This is a genomic window from Klebsiella sp. 18074 (genome assembly GCF_902705905.1).
Taxonomy (GTDB): domain Bacteria; phylum Pseudomonadota; class Gammaproteobacteria; order Enterobacterales; family Enterobacteriaceae; genus Klebsiella; species Klebsiella terrigena.
Genome location: NZ_CACSIS010000003.1, coordinates 137,141 through 159,462 on the forward strand (window position 1 = coordinate 137,141; position 22,322 = coordinate 159,462).

Consider the following 22,322-nt stretch of genomic DNA (forward strand, 5'->3'; position numbering starts at 1 on the left):
GCGCCTGCGCCGCCTGCCGGGAATGCTCCGCCGCTTATTCGCATTCGTATACATATCTTTTACATGCCCGGCGCGGATCGCGCCTGGTGCTTATGCTATCATTCGCAACCTTTGGAGCGCCCGTTTTCTGCGAGTGCGCAAGATCACCGCTGTCCACTTCCAGCGGAATAACAAGTCTTTATGGTGACAGATGAATAGTGGCTACCTGCATTTTCCGGAGTTTGATCCGGTAATATTTTCCGTTGGGCCAGTCGCCCTTCACTGGTACGGCATGATGTACCTGGTCGGGTTTGTTTTTGCGATGTGGTTAGCCACCCGTCGGGCCAATCGTCCTGGCAGCGGCTGGACTAAAAACGAAGTTGAAAACCTGCTGTATGCCGGGTTCCTCGGGGTCTTCCTCGGCGGCCGTATCGGCTACGTTCTGTTCTACAACCTGCCGGTGTTTTTGCAGGATCCGCTCTATCTGTTCCGCGTCTGGGACGGCGGTATGTCGTTCCACGGTGGCCTGATCGGGGTGATTCTGGTGATGATCATCTTCGCCAAACGCACCAAGCGCACCTTCTTCCAGGTTGCTGATTTCATTGCGCCTCTGATCCCGTTTGGCCTCGGCGCCGGTCGTCTGGGCAACTTCATTAACGGCGAGCTGTGGGGCCGCGTCGATCCGAGCTTCCACTACACGATGATCTTCCCCGGCTCGCGGGCGGAAGATATGGCGCTGCTGCCTTCGCACCCGGAGTGGCAATCGCTGTTCGATACCTACGGAGCCCTGCCGCGACACGCCTCGCAGCTGTACGAGCTGGCGCTGGAAGGTATCGTGCTGTTCCTGATCCTGAACCTGTTTATCCGCAAACCGCGCCCGACCGGCTCGGTCTCTGGCCTGTTCCTGATCGGCTACGGTCTGTTCCGTATCATCGTTGAATTCTTCCGCCAGCCGGATCAGCAGTTCACCGGCGAATGGGTCCAGTACATCAGCATGGGGCAGATTCTTTCGATTCCAATGGTGCTTGCGGGTATCATTATGATGGTCTGGGCGTACCGTCGTCGTCCGCAGCAACAAACTTCTTGAGGAACCATGAAACAGTATCTTGATTTGATGCAGAAAGTGCTCGCCGAGGGCACGCAAAAAAATGACCGCACCGGTACCGGCACGATTTCCATTTTCGGCCATCAGATGCGTTTTAACCTGCAGGAAGGATTCCCGCTGGTGACGACCAAGCGCTGTCATTTACGCTCCATCATCCATGAACTGCTATGGTTCCTGCAGGGTGACACCAACGTGGCCTATCTGCACGAAAACAACGTCACCATCTGGGATGAGTGGGCGGATGAAAAGGGCGATCTGGGGCCGGTATACGGCAAACAGTGGCGCTCCTGGCCCGCGCCGGACGGCCGCCATATCGACCAGATTAGCACCGTGATGGCGCAGCTGAAAAACGACCCGGACTCGCGCCGGATCATCGTTTCGGCGTGGAACGTCGGCGAACTGGATAAAATGGCGCTGGCGCCGTGCCACGCGTTCTTCCAGTTCTACGTCGCAGACGGCAAGCTCTCCTGTCAGCTCTATCAGCGCTCCTGCGACGTGTTCCTCGGCCTGCCGTTCAACATTGCCAGCTATGCGCTGTTGGTACATATGGTGGCGCAGCAGTGTGACCTGGAAGTGGGTGATTTTGTCTGGACCGGTGGAGACACGCACCTCTACAGCAACCACCTCGAGCAGACCGATCTGCAGCTGAGCCGTGAGCCGCGCCCGCTGCCGAAGCTGGTGATTAAGCGCAAACCAGCGTCAATTTTTGACTACCGCTTTGAAGACTTTGACATCGAAGGCTACGATCCGCATCCGGGAATTAAAGCGCCGGTGGCGATTTAATTCCGCGGCTATCTCGCGGTAAGCCGGGCCGACGCCTGGCGCATCCATGCCGGTCAGTTAACCCTGACTGGCATTTTTTTTTGCCCCAGCGGCGATAATCAACGCTGAGCGGAGTGCCTCTTAACTGTCCGCTATAACGCGCGTTGCGGCGGTCTCTCCTCGCGGATTTCTCGGGGCGGCCGCCGAAGAGCGCGTTTTGTCCGCCGCCGCTGAACGCCGCTTATGCTCGCCTGCTTCCTGATTTTCTGCAACCGCCTGTAAATCTCCCGATACTCTTCGACGCGCTGCGCTAACCGCGGATTTGCCTCTCGTCGCCGGGCCGGGTCATCCCCATACTCGACGTATGAACAGACAACGTGGCTATACCCTTATTGAAACCCTGGCGACGCTGGCGCTGGTGATGATTCTCGGCACCAGCGGGATGTTCGGCTGGAAGAGCTGGCAGCAGCAACAGCGCCTGTGGCAAACCGCCGTTCAGGTCCGCGACTATCTGGTGCTGCTGCGTGATGATGCCAACTGGCATAACCGCGATCGGCTGCTGAGCGTTGGGCAGGCGGAGCAGGGCTGGTGCCTGAGCGCCGCTGATACCCCGGCCGACTGCGCGGTGAAGGGGCCCTTTACGCTGCGCCCGCAGTGGCCCGAAGTCTCGCTGGCTAACATCACGCCGGGCCTGGGCTTTTACGGCCTGCGTAACAGCGCCTGGGCCGGACATATCCGCCTGCAGAGCTCCGGCGATGGCTGGAATATCATTGTCTCTAACTGGGGGCGCATCCGCCTTTGTCGCGGCATGGAGACGGCATCATGTCTGTAGACGCGCGAGGATTTTCGTTGCCGGAGACGCTGATTGCGATGGCCATTGGCTCCGTTTTGCTCCTCGGAACCGCGCGCTTTCTGCCCGCGCTGCAGCGGCAGGTGCTGAAGCAGACGCAGCAGCACTCCCTCGATAACGAGCTCTGGCAGCGGCTGTACACGGTCGCGAAGCACCTGCAGCGCGCCGGCTACTGTCGCGGCAGCTGCGTTGGGCAGTCGCTGCAGATTGCCGGTAGCGGCGATTGCGTCATTGTCCGCTGGGACAGCGCAAGCGACGGCGTCTGGAATACCTCGCCGGAGGCGATGTCCGATGCCACGGGGTATCGGTTACGCAATGGCGCGCTTGAAACGCGGCGCGGCGCGACCAGCTGCGGCGAGCAAGGCTGGGAGCGCATGACCAACCCCAGCGCCATCGAGGTGACCCGCTTTCAGGTTAAGCGCCTCGATATTACCGGCTTCGCCCCGGAGCTTAGCATCGTGCTGGCTGCGCGTTCGGCGCTGGATCCCCGCATCGCGGCGCAGGCGGAATACAGCGTGACGGGGTACAACCTGTGAACCGCCAGCGCGGGCTCTCTTCGCTGCTGATGGTGCTGCTGCTGCTGGCGCTCGGCAGCCTGCTGCTGCAGGGGCTCAACCAGCAGCAGCGCTCTCTGCTGGCGCAAACCGCCGGCGAAACCCGAGCGCTGCGCGATACCGCTGGCGCGCACTCGGCCCTGCAGTGGGGGAAAACGCTAACCTGGTCAGCGCAGGAGGCGCAGGCGTGTCGACGGTCAGGCGCCGAAGGCTGGCACGCCTGTCTGCGGGTGTTTAGCGATGCGTCGGCGCTGCTGATCGCCGCCAGCGGCCGCGTGCTGCTGTGGCAGTCTGGTCGGGTGGAGCAGGGAAGCGTGCGCTTCTCGCCCCACGGCTGGAGCGATTTTTGCCCGCTGAAGGAGCCGAGCCTATGTCAGATCCCCTGAGCCGCCAGCGGGGCTTTAGCCTGCCGGAAACGATCCTCGCAACGGCGCTGCTGGTGATGGTTATTACCGCCCTTAGCGGCTACCAGCGGGGGCTGGCCGGCGGCTTCATTCAGCTAAACCAGTATCGCCAGCTGTGGCGCGATGCGTGGCGCTATGGGCAGCTCAAACCGCCAGAATCCCCGGCAGGCGGGAGCGTCACCCGCTTGCAGACATCGACAGCAAGATGTGTCAGCATCAGGGTAACGATCACCATGCCGCTGGAAAAGCGGGTACAGATGACCCGGCTGCACTGCCCGGTCAGCCAGTAGTCAGGAGCGAATATGTTAAGGGTGTACCACTCAAACCGTCTGGACGTACTTGAAGCGCTGATGGAGTTTATCGTCGAGCGCCAGCGGCTGGACGACCCTTTCAAGCCGGAGATGGTGCTGGTGCAAAGTACCGGCATGGCGCAATGGCTGCAGATGACGCTGGCAAAACGCTTCGGCATTGCCGCCAATATCGACTTTCCGCTCCCGGCGAGCTTTATCTGGGATATGTTTGTGCGCGTGCTCTCCGATATCCCCGGTGAAAGCGCTTTTAGCAAACAGAGCATGAGCTGGAAGCTGATGACCCTGCTGCCACAGCGCCTGGATGACGAAGCCTTCGCCCTGTTGCGCCACTACCTCAGCGACGACAGCGACAAGCGTAAGCTATTTCAGCTGGCAGCCAGAGTGGCGGATCTCTACGACCAGTATCTGGTCTATCGTCCGGAATGGCTGATGCGCTGGGAAGCAGACGAGCGCGTTGACGGCCTCGGCGACGCCCAGCAGTGGCAGGCGCCGCTGTGGAAAGCGTTAGTCGAGCATACCGCCGAGCTGGGACAGCCGCTGTGGCACCGCGCCAACCTGTATCAGCGTTTTATCAGCGCGCTTGAGACCGCGGATCAGCCGCCGGCCGGGCTGCCGTCGCGGGTTTTTATATGCGGCATCTCGGCGCTGCCGCCGGTCTACCTGCAGGCGCTGCAGGCGCTTGGCAAGCACGTTGATGTTTATGTCCTTTTCACCAACCCGTGCCGCTACTACTGGGGGGATATTAAAGATCCCGCTTTTCTGGCTAAGCTGATGTCGCGCCAGCGCCGTCACCATCGCGAGCCGCGAGAGTTACCGCTATTTCGCGATGCAGAGCAGGCTCCGGGCCTGTTTAACGACGACGGCGAGCAGGATGTTGGCAATCCGCTGCTGGCCTCCTGGGGCAAGCTGGGACGGGACTACATCTATCTGCTGGCCGGGCTGGAGCGTTACGAAGAGCTGGACGCATTCGTGGATATCGCCCCGGATAACCTGCTGCATAATCTGCAGTCTGACATCCTCGAGCTGCGCAACGCGGCGGTGGCCGGGCGTACGGCGCAAGAGTTTGCCCATAGCCGCAGCAAACGCCTGCTGGCCCCAAACGATCGCAGCCTCAGCATCCACGTTTGCCATAGCCCGCAGCGCGAGGTGGAAGTGCTGCACGACCGGCTGCTGGCGATGCTGGAGGAGAACCCCGACCTCACGCCGCGCGACATTATCGTGATGGTGGCGGATATCGACAGCTACAGCCCCTATATACAGGCGGTGTTCGGTGCCGCCAGCGGCGAGCGCTGGCTGCCGTGGGCCATCTCGGACCGCCGCGCCCGTGAATCGCACCCGGCGCTGCAGGCTTTTATTACGCTCCTTTCCCTGCCCGACAGCCGCTTTGCCAGCGAAGACGTGCTGGCTCTGCTGGATGTCCCGGTGCTGGCGGCACGATTTAATATTGATGAAGAAGGGCTGCGCTACCTGCGTCAGTGGGTCAACGAATCCGGCGTGCGCTGGGGCATGGATGACGATAACGTGCGCGAGCTGGATCTCCCCGCCACCGGGCAGCACACCTGGCGCTTTGGCCTGACGCGGATGCTGCTGGGCTACGCGATGGACAGCAGCCAGGGCGAATGGCAGTCGGTGCTGCCGTACGATGAGTCCAGCGGGCTGATTGCCGAACTGGTGGGCAACCTGGCGTCGCTGCTGATGCAGCTCAACCTCTGGCGGCGTGGCCTGGCGCAGGAGCGCCCGCTGGCGGAGTGGCTGCCGGTTTGTCGCGAGCTGCTCGACGACTTCTTCCTGCCCGATAGCGAAACGGAAGCCGCGCTGGCGCTGATTGAACAGCAGTGGCAGGCGGCGATCGGCGAAGGTGTCCAGGCGCAGTATGCGCAGACGGTGCCGCTCTCTTTACTGCGCGATGAGCTGGCGCAGCGCCTCGATCAGCAGCGCATCAGCCAGCGTTTCCTCGCCGGGCCGGTCAACATCTGTACCCTGATGCCAATGCGCTCTATTCCATTCAAAGTTGTTTGTCTGCTGGGGATGAATGACGGCGTTTACCCCCGCGCCCTGGCGCCGCTAGGCTTTGACTTAATGAGCCAGAAGCCGCAGCGCGGCGACCGCAGCCGCCGCGATGATGACCGCTACCTGTTCCTGGAAGCGCTGATGTCGGCCGAGAAGAAGCTCTATATCAGCTATATCGGCCGTTCAATCCAGGACAACAGCGAACGCTACCCGTCGGTGCTGGTACAGGAGCTGGCGGATTATATCGGCCAGAGCCACTGCCTGGCGGGCGATGAGGAACTGGACTGCGACGCCAGCGAGCGGCGGGTCAAAGCGCATATTACCCATCTGCATAGCCGCATGCCCTTCGATACGGCCAACTTCCGCGACGATGAAGATCAAAGCTACGCCCGGGAGTGGCTGGCCGCCGCCAGCCAGCAGGGGGAGGCGCACGGCGACTTTATCCAGCCGCTGCCAGCGGCGGAGATCGAAAGCCTGCCGTTTGAGCAGCTGCTGCGCTTCTGGCAGCACCCGGTTCGCGCCTTCTTCCAGCAGCGGCTGCGGGTCAACTTCCGCTCCGAGGAGAGCGAGATCCCGGACGATGAGCCGTTCACCCTCGAAGGGCTGAGTCGCTACCAGCTCAACCAGCAGCTGCTGAATACGCTCATTGAACAGCAGGATGCCTCGGTGATGTACCGCCGCTTCCGCGCGGCGGGCGAACTGCCCTACGGCGCCTTCGGCGAACTGGCCTGGGAGACCCAGCGCCAGGAGATGCAGAACCTCGCGGAACGGGTGATCGCCAGCCGCCAGCCGGGACAAAGCATGGAAATCGATCTGCAATGTAACGGTGCCAACATTACCGGATGGCTGCAGCAGGTACAATCTGACGGCCTGCTGCGCTGGCGGCCTTCGCTGCTCAGCGTGGCGCAGGGAATGCAACTTTGGCTGGAGCACCTTGTCTACTGTGCTAGCGGCGGAACCGGCACCAGCCGTCTGCTGGTGCGCAAGGAAGGCGAATGGCGTTTCCCGCCGCTGGCGCAGGTGCAGGCGAAGGCCTATCTTGATGAGCTGGTTGACGGCTATCTGCAGGGCATGTCAAAACCGCTGCTGCTGCTACCTGAAAGCGCGGGGGCATGGCTAAAAGCCTGTTATGACGCTGAAAAGGATGTCATGTTAATGGACGACGAGACGCAACAAAAAGCGCGCAGCAAGTTTGTGCAGGCGTATGAAGGCAATATGGTGATTAGCGGTGAGGGTAGCGATGTCTGGTACCAGCGCCTGTGGCGCACCCTTGAGCCTGCTTACTATGACGAAATCATTGCTCAGGCGCAGCGTTATCTGTTGCCGGTATTTCGTTTCCATCAGTCTGAATAAAATTGTAATAGTATAAAAATTGCGCAGGTGACGGCTCTTCAATTATCATGCGCAACCAATCACGGACTGATGTTTTATCAACGCTGGCTCTGCACAGCGAAAAGTTTGTTAATGATGAGGTCCGTGAATGCCCCGTAGTTTATGGTTCAAGGTTATTGTAGTGCTGGCTGCCCTTTGGGCGCCGTTAAGTCAGGCAGATACCGGATGGCAGCCCGTTCAGGAAACCATCCGCAAAAGTGAAAAAGATCCGCGTCAGTATCAGGCTATTCACCTCGATAACGGCATGATCGTTCTGCTGGTCTCCGATCCGCAGGCGGTAAAATCACTCTCGGCGCTGGTGGTGCCGGTGGGGTCGCTGCAGGACCCGGAAGCGCATCAGGGCCTGGCGCACTTCCTCGAGCACATGACGTTAATGGGCTCGAAGAACTATCCGCAGCCCGACAGCCTCGCAGAGTTCCTGAAAATGCACGGCGGCAGCCACAACGCCAGCACCGCGCCGTATCGCACCGCCTTCTATCTTGAAGTCGAGAACGACGCGCTGGACGGGGCGGTCGATCGCCTCGCGGATGCCATTGCCTCTCCGCTGCTGGATAAAAAATATGCCGACCGTGAGCGTAATGCGGTCAACGCCGAACTGACCATGGCGCGGACCCGTGACGGGATGCGCATGGCTCAAGTGAGCGCCGAAACCATAAACCCGGCGCATCCGGCGGCGCATTTTTCCGGCGGTAATCTGGAAACGCTGAGCGACAAGCCGGGGAAACCGGTGCTTGATGCGCTGCATACCTTCCGCGACAGCTGGTACTCCGCTAACCTGATGAAGGCGGTCATTTACAGCAATAAGCCGCTGCCGGAGCTGGCGAGCATTGCCGCCAAAACCTACGGCCGGGTGCCGAATCATAATATCGACAGGCCGGTCATTACCGTTCCGGTGGTGACCAATGCGCAAAAGGGCATCATCATCCACTACGTGCCGGCGATGCCTCGCAAGGTGCTGCGCGTTGAATTCCGCATCGATAACAACAGCGAGCAGTTCCGCAGCAAGACCGACGAGCTGGTGACCTATATGATCGGCAACCGCAGTCCGGGGACATTATCTGACTGGCTGCAGAAGCAAGGCCTGGTGGAAGGTATCCGTGCGGACTCCGATCCGGTGGTGAACGGCAACAGCGGGGTGCTGGCCATTTCTGCAACCCTGACCGATAAGGGCCTGGCGCATCGCGACGAGGTTGCTGCGGCCATCTTCAGCTACCTCAACCTGCTGCGTACCCAGGGCATTGATAAACGCTATTTCGACGAGCTGGCGCATGTGCTGGCGCTCGACTTCCGCTATCCCTCAATCAACCGCGATATGGACTACGTTGAATGGCTGGCGGACACCATGATCCGCGTGCCGGTTGAGCATACTCTCGACGTGGTGAATATTGCCGATAGCTACGATCCGCAGGCGATTAAAGACCGCCTGGCGATGATGACCCCGCAAAACGCGCGCGTGTGGTATATCAGCCCGCAGGAGCCACATAACAAAACGGCCTATTTCGTCAATGCGCCTTACCAGGTCGATAAAATCAGCCCGCAGACCTTTGCCGACTGGCAGCAGAAAGCCAGCGTGATTGACCTTAAGCTGCCGACGCTGAATCCCTATATTCCTGACGATTTTACGCTGATCAAAAGCGATAAAGCCTATCCGCACCCGCAGCTGATCGTCGATGAGCCGACCCTGCGAGTGGTCTACGCCCCGAGCCAGTACTTCGCCAGCGAGCCTAAGGCCGACGTGTCGCTGGTGCTGCGTAATCCGCAGGCCATGGACAGCGCCCGCAGCCAGGTGATGTTTGCGCTGAATGACTACCTGGCGGGGATTGCCCTCGACCAGCTCAGCAACCAGGCCGCGGTGGGAGGCATCACTTTCTCTACCGGCGCCAACAACGGGCTGATGGTCAACGCCAACGGCTACACCCAGCGTCTGCCGCAGCTGTTCACCGCGCTGCTGGACGGCTACTTCAGCTACGCCCCGACCGAGGAGCAGCTGGAACAGGCGAAATCCTGGTACGCGCAGATGATGGACTCGGCGGATAAAGGCAAAGCGTACGATCAGGCGATTATGCCGGCCCAGATGGTGTCGCAGGTGCCTTACTTCCAGCGTGAAGAGCGACGGGCGCTGCTGCCGTCAATCACCCTCAAAGAGGTTCTGGCCTACCGTGACAACCTGAAAGCGAAAGGGCGTCCGGAGCTGCTGGTGATTGGCAACCTGACCGCCGGGCAATCTACCGACATGGCTCGCCAGATCCAGCAACAGCTGGGGTCAGACGGCAACGAATGGTGCCGCAATAAAGACGTGCTGGTGAACAGCAAGCAGCTGGCCATTTTTGAGAAAACCGGCAGCAGCACCGACTCGGCGCTGGCCGCGGTCTTTGCACCGCCCAATATCGATGAGTACAGCAGTTCTGCCGCCAGCTCTCTGCTCGGGCAAATTATCCAGCCGTGGTTCTATAACCAGCTGCGTACTGAAGAACAGCTGGGCTATGCGGTGTTCGCATTTTCGATGAACGTCGGCCGCCAGTGGGGCGTCGGCTTCCTGCTGCAAAGCAGCGATAAGCAGCCCGCCTTCCTGTGGCAGCGTTTCCAGGCCTTCTTCCCGACGGCGGAGGCAAAGCTGAGGGCGATGACCCCGGAAGAGTTTGCGCAAATTCAGCAGGCGACGATCGCCCAGATGATGCAGGCGCCGCAAACGCTGGGCGGTGAAGCCTCGCAGCTGAGCAAAGATTTCGATCGCGGTAATATGCGTTTCGATTCACGTGATAAAGTAGTGGCTCAGATTAAACTGCTGACGCCGCAAAAACTTGCCGACTTCTTCCATCAGACGGTGGTGGATCCGCAGGGCATGGCGATATTATCCCAGGTCTCCGGTAGCCAGAATGGTAAAACCGATTACGCCCTGCCGCAGGGCGGCAAAGTCTGGGAAAACGTCAGCGCATTGCAGAAATCCTTACCCCTGATGCGAGAGAATGAATGACCGAAACCGCCGAGCCTCTTGACCCCCTGCGCTTGCCCCTGACGGGCGAGCGCCTGATAGAAGCCTCTGCGGGCACCGGAAAAACCTTTACCATCGCGGCGCTGTACCTCAGGCTGCTGCTGGGGCTGGGCGGAGAATCTGCCTTTCCCCGGCCGGTGAGCGTGGAGGAGCTGCTGGTGGTGACCTTCACTGAGGCGGCGACCGAGGAGCTGCGCGGCCGTATCCGCAGCAACATCCACGGGCTGCGCATCGCCTGCCTGCGCGAAGCGGCCTCCGACCCTCTCTACGCCGCGCTGCTGGCGGAAATCCCGGACAAAAACCAGGCCGCACAAACGCTGATGCTGGCGGAGCGGCAGATGGACGAAGCGGCGGTGTTCACCATCCACGGCTTCTGCCAGCGCATGCTCAGCCTCAACGCGTTTGAGTCCGGCATGCTCTTCGAACAGCAGCTGATCGAGGACGAATCCCGGCTCCGCTATCAGGCCTGCGCTGATTTCTGGCGCCGCCACTGCTACCCGCTCCCGCGCGAAATAGCCGCGGTTATCCACGAAGCCTGGAAAGGCCCGCGCGATCTGCTGAAATCCCTCGACCGCTGGCTGCAGGGCGAAGCCCCGCAGCTTAAATCCCCGCCTGCGCAGGAGGAGACGCTGGCCGAACGCCATCAGCAAATCATCGAGCGCATTGACGCGGTGAAGCGGCAGTGGCGCGAGCAGGTGGGCGAGATTGAAAGCGTGTTGGAAAACTCCGGCCTCGACCGGCGCAAATTCAACCGCGGTAACCAGGGGAAGTGGATAGAGAAAGTCAGCCTCTGGGCGCAGGAAGAGACCCTGAGCTACCGGCTGCCTGAGGCGCTGGAGAAATTCTCCCAGCCGTTCCTCTATGAACGCACCAAAGCTGATGGCGAACCACCGGTTCATCCGCTGTTTAGCGCGATTGAGGCGCTGCTCTCCGCGCCGCTGACCCTGACGGATCTGGTGATCGCCCGGGCAATGGTGGAGATCCGTGAAGCGGTGGCGCGCGAAAAGCGTCGCCGCGGAGAGCTCGGTTTTGATGACATGCTCAGCCGCCTCGATGATGCGCTGCGTAGCGAAAGCGGCGAAGCGCTGGCCAGCGCTATCCGGCAGCGTTTTCCGGTAGCGATGATCGATGAGTTCCAGGATACCGACCCGCAGCAGTACCGCATTTTCCGCCGCATCTGGCGGCGGCAGCCGGAGACGGCGCTGCTGCTTATCGGCGATCCCAAACAGGCCATTTACGCCTTTCGCGGCGCGGATATCTTTACCTATATGAAGGCGCGCGGCGACGTTGCCGCGCACTACACGCTGGATACCAACTGGCGTTCCGCTCCGGGAATGGTGGAGAGCGTCAATCGCCTGTTCAGCCTCAGCGATAATCCGTTTATGTTCCGCGAAATCCCGTTCCTGCCGGTAAAGTCGGCGCCGAAAAACCAGCATCTGCGCTTCACCGTTGACGACGATGCGGTTCCGGCTATGAACATCTGGCTGATGCCGGGCGAAGCGGTGGGCGCGGGGGATTATCAAACCTTTATGGCCCAGCTCTGCGCTTCGCAGATCCGCGACTGGCTTAGCGCCGGCCAGCAGGGGCGGGCGCTGCTGTGGCGCGACGATCGCGCCCGGCCGGTGCAGGCTTCCGATATCACGGTGCTGGTGCGTAACCGCCAGGAGGCGTCGCTGATCCGCGATGCGCTGCAGGCCCTGGCCATTCCGTCGGTCTATCTCTCCAACCGCGATAGCGTATTTGAAACGCCGGAAGCGCAGGAGCTGCTGTGGGTACTCCAGGCGGCGCTGGCGCCCGAACGCGAAAACACGCTGCGCAGCGCGCTGGCGACCTCGATTTTCGGCTTGAACGCTCTCGATATTGAAAACCTCAACAAGGATGAGCGCGCGTGGGATGCGCTGGTGGAAGAGTTTAGCGACTACCGCCGCATCTGGCGCCAGCGCGGGGTGATGCCGATGCTGAGAGCGTTGATGACCGCCCGGCATATTGCCGAAAACCTGCTGGTGACGAGCGGCGGCGAGCGGCGCTTAACCGATATCCTGCATATCAGCGAACTGCTGCAGGAAGCGGCCAACCAGCTGGAGAGCGAGCATGCGTTAGTGCGTTGGCTGACGCAGCGCATCGCCGAGCCGGACAGCAACGCCTCCAGCCAGCAGATGCGCCTGGAAAGCGACAAGCATCTGGTGCAGATCGTCACCGTACATAAATCGAAAGGGCTGGAATACCCGCTGGTGTGGCTGCCGTTTATCGCCCGCTTCCGCAAGCAGGATCAGGCGTTTTATCACGATCGCGACTCCTTTGCAGCGGTGCTCGACCTTGAGCAGAATGAGGGGAGTCTTGAGCTGGCGGAGGCGGAGCGTCTGGCGGAAGATTTACGCCTGCTGTACGTGGCTCTGACGCGAGCGGTCTGGCACTGCAGCCTCGGCGTGGCGCCGCTCAGCACCCGACGCAGCGACAAGCCGGGCGACAGCGATTTTCACCACAGCGCCCTGGGGCGCCTTCTCCAGGGAGGGGAGGCGATGGACGCTGCGGGGCTGACGGCCCGCCTGCAGGCGTTCTGCTGCGCGGATATTGCGCTGCAAACCCCCGGCGTTGCCGACAGGCAGCCCTGGCAGGCACCGCAGGAGGTGTTGCCGCCGCTGTCGGCGCGGATGCTGCGGCGTTCGATCGTCGATGACTGGCGGGTCACCAGCTATTCCGGGCTACAGCAGCATGGCCACAGCCCGGCGCAGGATTTACTGCCCCGTCTTGACGTTGACGCCGCCGGCGTGGGGGAGGTGGTGGTGACGGAGCCGCAGCTCACTCCGCATCAGTTCCCGCGCGGGGCGTCGCCGGGGACATTTTTGCACGGCCTGTTTGAAGACCTCGATTTTACCCAGCCGGTCCCCGCCGACTGGATGGCAGAAAAGCTGCGGTCCGGCGGATTTGGTGAACAGTGGGCGCCGGTGCTGACCCAATGGCTGGATGACGTCCTGCGCACGCCGCTACCGGGCGCCGATATCGCGCTGAATCAGCTCGCGGCGGCGGACAAGCAGGTTGAGATGGCGTTTTATTTACCCATTGAGGCCCCGTTAGACGCGCAGCGCCTGGATGCGCTGGTTCGCCGCTACGACCCGCTTTCGGCCCAGTGCCCGGGGCTTGATTTCCGTCAGGTTCGCGGAATGCTGAAAGGGTTTATTGACCTCGTGTTTCGGCATAACGGCCGCTACTACCTGCTGGATTACAAATCCAACTGGCTGGGGGACGATCGCGAAGCTTACACCCGGCAGGCGATGGCGCAGGCGATGTGCACGCACCGCTATGATTTACAGTACCAGCTCTACAGTCTGGCGCTGCACCGCTATTTACGCCATCGCGTTGCTGACTACGACTATGAGCGCCATTTTGGTGGCGTCATTTATCTCTTTTTACGCGGAATGGACGGGCAGGACGGAGGGCAGGGGATATTTACCACGCGCCCTGAGCAGCCGCTGATTGACGGCCTGGACGCCCTGTTTGCCGGCGAAGTTCAGGAGATCGCTTCATGACCATGGATGAACTGCTGCTTGAGGCAGCAAACCAGCGTTTGTTACGTCCGCTTGACGTCCAGTTTGCGCTGATGGTCGCTCGGGATACGCATCCGGCGGTGAGGCTGGCGGCGGCGGTGCTAAGCCGCGACGCCGGCGAAGGGCACGTCTGCCTGCCGCTCTCGCGTCTTGCCGCTGACGACGTGCTGAGCGGAAAGGTCTCCGTTCTGCGCGAGCAGCTGCTGGCGCAGGCCGGTGCGCCCGATGACTGGTCGGCGCTGCTGCTCTCTTCAGCGGCGGTGAGCCGCGGGGAGCGTCCGACGCCAATGATCCTCTGCGGCGAACGGCTTTACCTTAACCGCATGTGGCGTAACGAGCTGACCGTCGCGCGCTTTTTCAACGAAGCCAATCAGGTGCTGAGCGTGGATGAGACGCGCCTGGCGTCGACGCTGGATGCGCTCTTCCCCGCCGGGGACGATATTGACTGGCAGAAGGTGGCGGCGGCGGTGGCGCTGACCCGGAGGATTTCGGTTATTTCCGGCGGTCCAGGTACCGGTAAAACGACCACCGTCGCCAGGCTGCTGGCGGCGTTGATCCAGACGACGGATAAGCCCCGCTGCCGCATCCGCCTGGCGGCGCCCACCGGCAAAGCCGCCGCGCGCCTGACCGAATCGCTGGGCAGCGTGCTGCGCCAGCTGCCGCTGACGGATGAGCAGAAGGCCCTACTGCCGACGGAGGCCAGCACCCTGCACCGCCTGCTAGGCGCGCAGCCGGGTAGCCAGCGCATGCGCTATCACGCCGGTAACCCGCTGCACCTCGACGTGCTGGTGGTGGATGAAGCCTCGATGATTGACCTGCCGATGATGGCTCGCCTGATTGACGCCCTGCCGGCGCACGGTCGGGTGATTTTTCTCGGCGACCGCGATCAGCTGGCGTCGGTGGAGGCCGGTGCGGTGCTGGGGGATATTTGCGCCTGGGTGAGTGCGGGCTATACCGCCGAGCGCGCGGCGCAGCTAAAGCGACTGACCGGCCTGCCGGTGCCTGCCGGCGAGGGCGAGGTGGCGGGCGCCCTGCGCGACAGCTTGTGCCTGCTGCAAAAAAGCTATCGTTTTGGCAGCCACTCCGGCATCGGTAGCCTGGCCCGGGCGGTGAACGCCGGCGATCGGCACGGGGTCAAGACGATCCTGCGCCAGCCGTTCGACGACATCGTGCTGCGCCCGCTAAGCACCACCGAGGAGTATGAAGCGATGCTGACGCAGGCGCAGGCCGGCTACGATCGCTATCTCCGGCTGCTGCGTGAGCGGGCGGATCCGGAGACGGCGATCGCCGCTTTCGGCGAGTTCCGGCTGCTGTGCGCCCTGCGCGAGGGTCCCTACGGCGTCAGCGGGCTGAACGAACAGCTGGAGCTGATGCTCAACCGTCGGCAGGCTATTGCGCTGCCGCGGCATTCGCGCTGGTATGAGGGCCGGCCGGTGATGATCTCGCGCAACGATAGCGCGCTGGGGCTGTTTAACGGTGATATTGGTATTGCGCTGGAAAGGGGAGACGGGCTTCGCGTCTGGTTCCCGATGCCGGATGGCAGCATTAAGTCGGTGCAGCCCAGCCGCCTGCCGGATCACGATACCGCCTGGGCGATGACGGTGCATAAATCCCAGGGCTCGGAGTTTGACCACGCGGCCCTGATTTTGCCTTCCCGCAGCGTGCCGCTGGTGACGCGTGAGCTGGTGTATACCGCGATAACCCGCGCCAAACGGCAGCTGTCGATTTATGCCGATGAGCAGGTGCTGACTCAGGCTATCGCGGCGCGCACCGAACGGCGCAGCGGGCTGGCGGATATCTTCGCCAGCGGCGGGTAGCCTCGGCGTTCAGCCGCTTCCCCTTTGCCAGCCTGCGCTACGCCTGGACGGCAGAGGGGAACGCTCACTCAGCCAAGGTCGGCCATCATCACCTTGGAACGGCGCTGATAGTTGTACATCTCTTTCTTACTTTCCGGCAGCAGGTCGATATCTACCGGCGTAAAGCCGCGTTCCTGGAACCAGTGAATGCTGCGGGTGGTCAGCACGAACAGTTTGCTTAGCCCCATCTGTTTTGCCTGGGTCGCGATGCGGTTCAGCAGCACTTCCCCACGCGATGAACTGCGGTAGTCCGGATGGACCGCCACGCAGGCCATTTCACCGATTTTCTCTTCCGGGAACGGATAGAGCGCGGCACAGGCAATTGTCGTGTTATCGCGCTGAATAATGGTGAATTTATCTATTTCCATCTCCAGCTGCTCGCGGGAGCGGCGCACCAGAATTCCCTGCTGCTCCAGGGGGCTTATCAGCTCAAGAATACCGCCAATATCGTTGATGGTGGCGCGGCGGATCTGCTCGGCGCTCTCCATGACGATCTGGGTACCGATACCGTCGCGCGAGAACAGCTCCTGCAGCAGGGCGCCATCCTCCTGGTAGCTGATCAGGTGGCAGCGACGCACGCCGCTGCGGCAGGCTTTCACCGCACCGCGTAGGAAACGCACGGTACCGGAGTTGTAGTCCTCATCCGCTTCCAGCTCTTCAACCCGCGCCTGGGCTTCGTTCGGGAACAGCTCGGGAACGATCTCGCCCTCCTGGCTGAACACCCCTTGCGAAGAGCAGAAGCCGATCATTTTTTCCGCTTTCAGCTTGATGGCCAGCTGGGTGGCAATCTCTTCGGAAGTCAGGTTAAAGCTTTCGCCGGTGACCGATACCGCAACCGGGCCCATCAGCACGATGGCGCCGTTATCAAGCTGGCGGTGGATCGCTTCTTCATCGATACGACGAATGCGCCCGCTGTGGCAATAATCGACGCCGTCATCCACGCCAAGCGGTTGGGCAATAATGAAATTGCCGCTCACGACGTTGATGTGGGCGCCCTGCAGCGGGGTGTTGTTGAGGCTCATCGACAGGCGCGCGGTAATTTCCAGCTGCAGCATGCCGGCGGCCTGTTTAACCAGTTCGAGGGTTTTGGCGTCAGTCACGCGCGTTTGCTTATGGTATAGCGGCTCATGATGATGCTCAGCCAGGTTGGCGTCTATCTGAGGACGCGCGCCATAGACCACCACCAGGCGAATGCCCAGGCTATGTAACAGGCCAATGTCATTGACTATACTGGAGAAATTTTCATGCTCAATGGCTTCGCCGCCCAGCATGATAACAAAGGTTTTTCCCCGATGGGCGTTAATATAGGGAACTGAATGGCGGAATCCTTCTACCAATTCGGTGCGACGTTCCTTCACCATGACCACAACCCTCAATGCATGATTATTCGTAATAAGTGTATTTTTATTCTGTTTTGCGCGTAAACGCAAGCCAAAATTTGTCACGAATATGCGAAAGAACTGTGACTTAACGCGTGCTACCAAAGATTGTTTACCCTTTTATTGGTGACAGGTTATACCGCTTTCGTTAAAGTTTCCGGTCAATCTGTTTGTTTTGGATACGAAAGCGTTTTTATTGCTTGGGAGTGGCATGCCGGGATACAAGTCAGGATTAAGCCGTCGCCGTTTTTTACAGGGGGCGAGCGCTATGTGGTTAATGAGCGTCAGTCCGGTTGGTTTAGCCGCCGTTGCACAGGTCGTCGCGGTGCGCGTCTGGCCGTCGTCAACCTATACGCGCGTGACGGTGGAATCCAACCATGTGCTGAAATATCGGCAGTTTGCATTGAGCAATCCGGAACGGCTGGTGGTCGATCTGGAAGGGGTCAACCTTAATTCCGTGCTGAAGGGCATGGGAACCAGCATTCGCGACGACGATCCCTATATTAAGTCCGCCCGCGTTGGCCAGTTCGATCCGCAGACGGTGCGCATGGTGTTTGAGCTCAAACAGAACGTGAAGCCGCAGCTCTTTGCCCTCGCGCCGGTTGCCGGCTTTAAAGAGCGCCTGGTGATGGATCTCTATCCGTCTACGGCCACTGACGTGCAGGATCCGCTGCTGGCGCTGCTGGAGGATTACAATAAGGGCGATCTCGATCGTCAGGTGCCGCCGGCAGAAAGCGGGCCGAAGCCGGGTAAGGCCGGGCGCGACCGGCCGATTGTGATCATGCTCGATCCGGGACACGGTGGGGAAGACTCCGGCGCGGTGGGCAAATACCACACCCGTGAGAAAGACGTGGTGCTGCAGATCGCCCGTCGGCTCCGGGCGCTGATCGAAAAAGAGGGAAATATGAAGGCCTATATGACCCGCAATGAAGATGTCTTTATTCCCCTGAAGGTGCGCGTCGCCAAGGCGCAAAAGCAGCGTGCCGATCTGTTCGTCTCGATTCACGCCGATGCCTTTACCAGCCGCCAGCCGAGCGGCTCTTCGGTATTCGCGCTCTCAACCAAAGGCGCCACCAGCACCGCGGCTAAGTATCTGGCGCAAACCCAGAACGCCGCCGATCTGGTGGGGGGCGTCAGCAAGAGCGGCGATCGCTACGTCGACCATACGATGTTTGATATGGTGCAGTCGCTGACCATCGCCGATAGCCTGAAGTTTGGTAAGGCCGTGCTGCAGAAGATGGGCAGAATTAATAACCTGCACAAAAACCAGGTGGAACAGGCCGGCTTTGCGGTGCTGAAAGCGCCGGATATCCCGTCGATCCTGGTCGAAACCGCGTTTATCAGCAACGTGGCGGAGGAGCGTAAGCTGAAAACGGCAACCTTCCAGCAGGAAGTTGCCGAGTCGATACTGGCGGGGATTAAGGCCTACTTCGCCGATGGCGCAACGCTGGCAAGGCGTGGCTAATAAAAGGAGCGGGAGATGGCCCTGTTAAAGAGCGCCCACGGCGGCAATACGCGGGAGGCGGCGGCGCTGCTGGGCATTCAGCCCGCGCAACTGCTCGATTTTAGCGCCAACATCAATCCGCTGGGCATGCCTGAAAGCCTGAAGCGTGCCCTGATCGCTAATCTTGACCGCGCGGAGCGCTATCCCGACGTCGACTATCAGCAGCTGCATGAGGCGCTGGCGGAACATCACCATATTCCCGCCTCGTGGATCGTCGCAGGCAATGGCGAAACCGAGTCGATTTTCACCGTCGTAAGTGGCCTGAAGCCGCGTCAGGCGATGATTGTGGTGCCCGGTTTTGCCGAATATCGCCGCGCGCTGAGCGCGGTGGATTGTGCGATCCGCGAGTTCGCGCTGCGGGAAGAGGACGGCTGGCAGCTGACCGAGGCCCTTCTCACGGCCCTGACGCCGGACCTCGACTGCCTGTTCCTCTGTACGCCCAACAACCCAACCGGACTGCTGCCGGAGAGCCAGCTGCTGGCGGCGATTGCCGCGCGCTGCAAAGCGCTAGACATCGCGCTGATCCTCGATGAGGCTTTTATCGATTTCATTCCCGACCAGCCGGGGTTTATTCCTCTGCTGCGCGATAACCCACATATCTGGGTACTGCGCTCGCTGACCAAGTTCTATGCCATCCCCGGCCTGCGGCTGGGCTATCTGGTCAACGGCGATGAACGCGCCGTCGCCAGGATGCGCGAGCGGCAGATGCCATGGTCAATTAACGCGTTTGCCGCGCTGGCGGGGGAAATTATTTTGCAGGATAGCGCCTACCAGCAGAAGACCTGGCGCTGGCTGGCGGAAGAAGGCCGGCGTTTTTACCAGCAGCTCCGCCAGCTTCCCGGCCTAACCGTCTATCCGGGCCAGGCAAACTATCTGTTTCTGCGCGCCGATATAGCGGGCATCGACCTGCAGCATGCCCTGCTGCAGCAGCATATTTTGATTCGTAGCTGCGCCAACTACCCCGGCCTCGGGGCGGGCTATTTCCGCGTGGCGATCCGCAGCGCGGAAGAGAATCAGCGGCTGATTAGCGCATTAAGGCGCATCGCTGGCGCGAACGCCTGAAGCGGCAAGCAGGCGGGCGCCGCCCTGCACCATCTTCAGCAGGTGCTGCCGCGGCCAGTGCTCGCTCATGCTCCTCTTCGCCAGCGCCCACTGTATATAGCCGATATCGTGCCGCCGCCGGTCCAGCATCAGGCCGACAACGCTGCCGCTGTGAGCGACGTTCAGACCGTATAAGTCGCACTCTTCCACCAGCGCCAGCAGCGAGGTAAAACCGGGTTTTGCCAGCAGCAGCTGGCTGGCAATCGCGCTAAGCGTCGACGCTTCCCCCATCCGCCGCGGGCAGCCGCTAAGACAGGCATCCTGTATCTTTTCCCACGCCAGCTGTAGCGTAGCCGAGCTGGCGAGCAGCCGGGACCGGCGGGGCAGGCGATGATAATCCGTTGTGCGTAGCGTTACGGGACTTTCGAGAACGTAAAGATCGAGCTGTGGCTGGGACTCGCAGGCAATTTGCGTCGAGGCGTCGTTATGGTCGAAAAGCGTGAGCTGGCGAAAAATGGTGCTGTCGGTGGGTTCCAGGGAGACGCAAAGCCGCGCCAGCTCGGACTCCGACAGCGTATGGCCGAGATGATGCGCCGTGGCCACCGCGGTAGCGGCAATATCTGCCGTACTGCTGGCCATCCCTTTGGCGACAGGAATCGACGAGTGCACCTCGATACGGATGTCGTGGCTCAGGCCTGCCGGGTATTGCCAGTAGTCTAAAAGCCGCTCGACCATTGCCCGGGAAAGCGGGCGTTCATCAGGCAGAGGCGGCGCGGCGCTCACCTCGACGGTGCTGTACCAGTCGACGGGGCAGGAGACCAGCTTTTCACTGCCAAGGATCCAGCCCTGGATGAGCTCTCCGCAGGATGCGGGACATTGTGCAACGGCCACCGGTTCACCTTTCCACTCGATTTTTCATGGCGCATAGTGTCATGGCGATCCCGCTATTACCATGATTTCACTCAAGCCTGAGGGCGGCTGTTTTACGCCGAAACGCACAGATCCGCCCGCGCGGAGAGGGCGATGCGCATAACGTCGCGGGCGATCATCAGCTCTTCATTTGTATTCACAATCGCCACTTTAACGACCGACCCGTCGGCCTGGATAAAGGCCGCATTCTGCTGGTTTTTTTCGCTATCGATCGACAGGCCGAGAAAATGCAGGTTATGGCAGATTGCGGATCGCGCGCGCGCGGAGTTTTCGCCAATGCCGCCGGTAAAAATCAGCGCGTCCAGGCCGCCCATCTGCATAATGTAGCTGCCGATCGTCGCGCGGATCCGCTCGGCAAAAAGCGACAGGGCGAGAGCCGCCCGGTGATTGCCTGCATCTGCCGCCTGCTCGACGTCTCGGTAATCATGCGAAACGCCGGAGACGCCGAGCAGCCCGGACTCATTGTTTAACAGATGATTAAGCTGCTGGGGCGTTTTCCCCTCCCGCTGGGCAATCCACGGCAGGATTGATGGGTCAATATCGCCGCTGCGGGTCCCCATCATCACGCCGGACTGGGGCGTAAATCCCATTGAGGTATTGATAGAATGGCCGCCTTTAATCGCGCAAACGCTGCTGCCATTGCCCAGGTGGCAGCAGATCACCCGCAGCGCGCTGAGCGGAACGCCGAGCTGCTCTGCGAGCAGGGCGCTGACGTATTTGTGGCTGGTGCCGTGGAAACCATAGCGGCGGATACCAAGTTCACTGTAATAGCGCCAGGGAAGAGGGTAGAGATAGGCGCGCTCATCCAGCGTCTGGTGAAAGGCGGTATCAAACACTGCGACGGCGGGCGTGGTGGGCAACAGCTGGCGAAAGACGTTAATGCCGAGCGCATTGACCGGATTATGCAGCGGCGCCAGCTCCGCAAGGCGTTCAATTTCAGCCAGCGACCCCTCGGTAATCAGCGCGGAATCCTTAAAGTGCTCTCCACCGTGGGCGACGCGATGGCCGATACCGTCAATCTCATGCAGGCTGCCGATCACGCCGTGGTGGAGGAGCTTTTCCAGCAGCAGAGTCACGGCTTCACGATGATCGGCAACAGGGACCCTCTCCTGCCAGCCGTGGGCTGGCGTTTTTATCGTCACCCGGGCGTCCGCCATACCAATACGCTCTATCAATCCCTGGCAGAGCATTTCACCCTGAGGCATTGCCAGCAGCTGAAATTTTAGTGATGAGCTGCCGGCGTTAATGGCCATTATTTTGTGAGACATAGGGGTTCCTTCGCATTCAAAAAAGCCAGTACGGCGGTGAGTCCCGATTTATTGAGCGCGCTGGTAATAAAGATCCGCTGCGCGCCAGCTTGTTCAAGCCAGCCCTCAATCAGAGAAAGGCGCTGCGGGGGCGCTAAATCGGCCTTGGTCACCAGGCCGATGGTCGGGCGGTTCATCGGGGCGGTAAAACCGGGAGAAAACGGCGACCACTGCGCGTCGGCATTCAGCACCAGTGCGATTACGTCGGCTTCGCAGGCGCTGGCCAGCAGCGCGCTGTAAAGACAGCGGTTTTCGAGGTATTCACCCGGCGTGTCGATGGCCATCGGGGACCATTCAATCGCCTGCGTTTTTTTATAATGGAGCGCTTCGCCGCGCAGGCTTTGGGTCAAGGACGTCTTGCCGCACTGGCTGGGGCCGATAAGCATCAAACGCTTCATGAG

General features: G+C 60.8%; 16 protein-coding genes. 12 read left to right on the top strand and 4 right to left on the bottom strand.

Annotated elements, in window-relative coordinates:
* Positions 1 to 190: 190 nt before the first annotated feature.
* From lgt to recD, 10 genes are all read left to right on the top strand, one after another.
* Positions 191 to 1,066 carry a prolipoprotein diacylglyceryl transferase gene (gene lgt / locus GVK32_RS03955; protein WP_076945951.1) on the top strand — a complete coding sequence of 292 codons (876 nt, stop codon included), beginning with the start codon at positions 191 to 193 and terminating at the stop codon, positions 1,064 to 1,066.
* Between the two features lie 6 nt (positions 1,067 to 1,072).
* Positions 1,073 to 1,867, top strand: a complete 795-nt coding sequence (gene thyA / locus GVK32_RS03960; RefSeq protein WP_159865394.1) for a thymidylate synthase — start codon at positions 1,073 to 1,075, stop codon at positions 1,865 to 1,867.
* 343 nt (positions 1,868 to 2,210) lie between these two features.
* The gene (locus GVK32_RS03965) at positions 2,211 to 2,678 is read left to right on the top strand and encodes a prepilin peptidase-dependent protein (protein WP_159865397.1); all 468 of its coding nucleotides are present in this window, start codon (positions 2,211 to 2,213) and stop codon (positions 2,676 to 2,678) included.
* Positions 2,669 to 3,232 (top strand): prepilin peptidase-dependent protein, encoded by a 564-nt coding sequence (locus GVK32_RS03970; RefSeq protein WP_159865400.1) that lies wholly within the window; start codon positions 2,669 to 2,671, stop codon positions 3,230 to 3,232. Before GVK32_RS03965 ends, GVK32_RS03970 begins: the two co-directional genes overlap by 10 nt.
* A complete protein-coding gene (locus tag GVK32_RS03975; protein ID WP_159865403.1) occupies positions 3,229 to 3,636 on the top strand; it encodes a DUF2509 family protein in 408 nt (135 codons plus the stop codon). Before GVK32_RS03970 ends, GVK32_RS03975 begins: the two co-directional genes overlap by 4 nt.
* On the top strand, positions 3,621 to 3,944 hold the full coding sequence (locus tag GVK32_RS03980) for a prepilin-type N-terminal cleavage/methylation domain-containing protein (protein ID WP_159865406.1): 324 nt from the start codon (positions 3,621 to 3,623) through the stop codon (positions 3,942 to 3,944). Before GVK32_RS03975 ends, GVK32_RS03980 begins: the two co-directional genes overlap by 16 nt.
* 12 nt (positions 3,945 to 3,956) lie before the next feature.
* Complete coding sequence (recC, locus tag GVK32_RS03985; protein ID WP_159865409.1) at positions 3,957 to 7,328, top strand: exodeoxyribonuclease V subunit gamma; 3,372 nt, start codon at positions 3,957 to 3,959, stop codon at positions 7,326 to 7,328.
* A gap of 127 nt (positions 7,329 to 7,455) precedes the next feature.
* A complete protein-coding gene (gene ptrA / locus GVK32_RS03990; protein WP_159865412.1) occupies positions 7,456 to 10,341 on the top strand; it encodes a pitrilysin in 2,886 nt (961 codons plus the stop codon).
* Entirely contained in the window at positions 10,338 to 13,886 is a 3,549-nt protein-coding gene (gene recB / locus GVK32_RS03995) for an exodeoxyribonuclease V subunit beta (RefSeq protein WP_159865415.1), read from the top strand. Before ptrA ends, recB begins: the two co-directional genes overlap by 4 nt.
* Positions 13,883 to 15,721, top strand: coding sequence for an exodeoxyribonuclease V subunit alpha (gene recD / locus GVK32_RS04000; protein WP_159865418.1), 1,839 nt, complete (start codon positions 13,883 to 13,885; stop codon positions 15,719 to 15,721). The genes recB and recD overlap by 4 nt, the downstream gene beginning before the upstream one ends.
* A 68-nt stretch (positions 15,722 to 15,789) precedes the next feature.
* On the opposite strand, the gene argA is transcribed toward recD, so the two are convergent.
* Positions 15,790 to 17,121 carry an amino-acid N-acetyltransferase gene (argA, locus tag GVK32_RS04005; RefSeq protein WP_159865421.1) on the bottom strand — a complete coding sequence of 444 codons (1,332 nt, stop codon included), beginning with the start codon at positions 17,119 to 17,121 and terminating at the stop codon, positions 15,790 to 15,792.
* Positions 17,122 to 17,350: 229 nt separating this feature from the next.
* Here argA and amiC point away from each other — a divergent pair, with 229 nt between their 5' ends.
* Entirely contained in the window at positions 17,351 to 18,604 is a 1,254-nt protein-coding gene (gene amiC, locus GVK32_RS04010) for an N-acetylmuramoyl-L-alanine amidase AmiC (protein ID WP_076945965.1), read from the top strand.
* A 15-nt stretch (positions 18,605 to 18,619) separates the two neighbouring features.
* The gene (cobD, locus tag GVK32_RS04015) at positions 18,620 to 19,705 is read left to right on the top strand and encodes a threonine-phosphate decarboxylase CobD (RefSeq protein WP_159865424.1); all 1,086 of its coding nucleotides are present in this window, start codon (positions 18,620 to 18,622) and stop codon (positions 19,703 to 19,705) included.
* Here the strand turns inward: cobD and GVK32_RS04020 are convergent.
* From GVK32_RS04020 to pduV, 3 genes are all read right to left on the bottom strand, one after another.
* Positions 19,676 to 20,575, bottom strand: a complete 900-nt coding sequence (locus tag GVK32_RS04020) for an L-threonine kinase (RefSeq protein WP_159865427.1) — start codon at positions 20,573 to 20,575, stop codon at positions 19,676 to 19,678. The two genes, cobD and GVK32_RS04020, sit on opposite strands and share 30 nt — an antisense overlap.
* Positions 20,576 to 20,667: 92 nt before the next feature.
* Complete coding sequence (locus GVK32_RS04025; RefSeq protein ID WP_095098841.1) at positions 20,668 to 21,882, bottom strand: acetate/propionate family kinase; 1,215 nt, start codon at positions 21,880 to 21,882, stop codon at positions 20,668 to 20,670.
* Positions 21,867 to 22,319 (bottom strand): propanediol utilization protein PduV, encoded by a 453-nt coding sequence (pduV, locus tag GVK32_RS04030; protein WP_095098838.1) that lies wholly within the window; start codon positions 22,317 to 22,319, stop codon positions 21,867 to 21,869. Before pduV ends, GVK32_RS04025 begins: the two co-directional genes overlap by 16 nt.
* Positions 22,320 to 22,322: the final 3 nt, after the last annotated feature.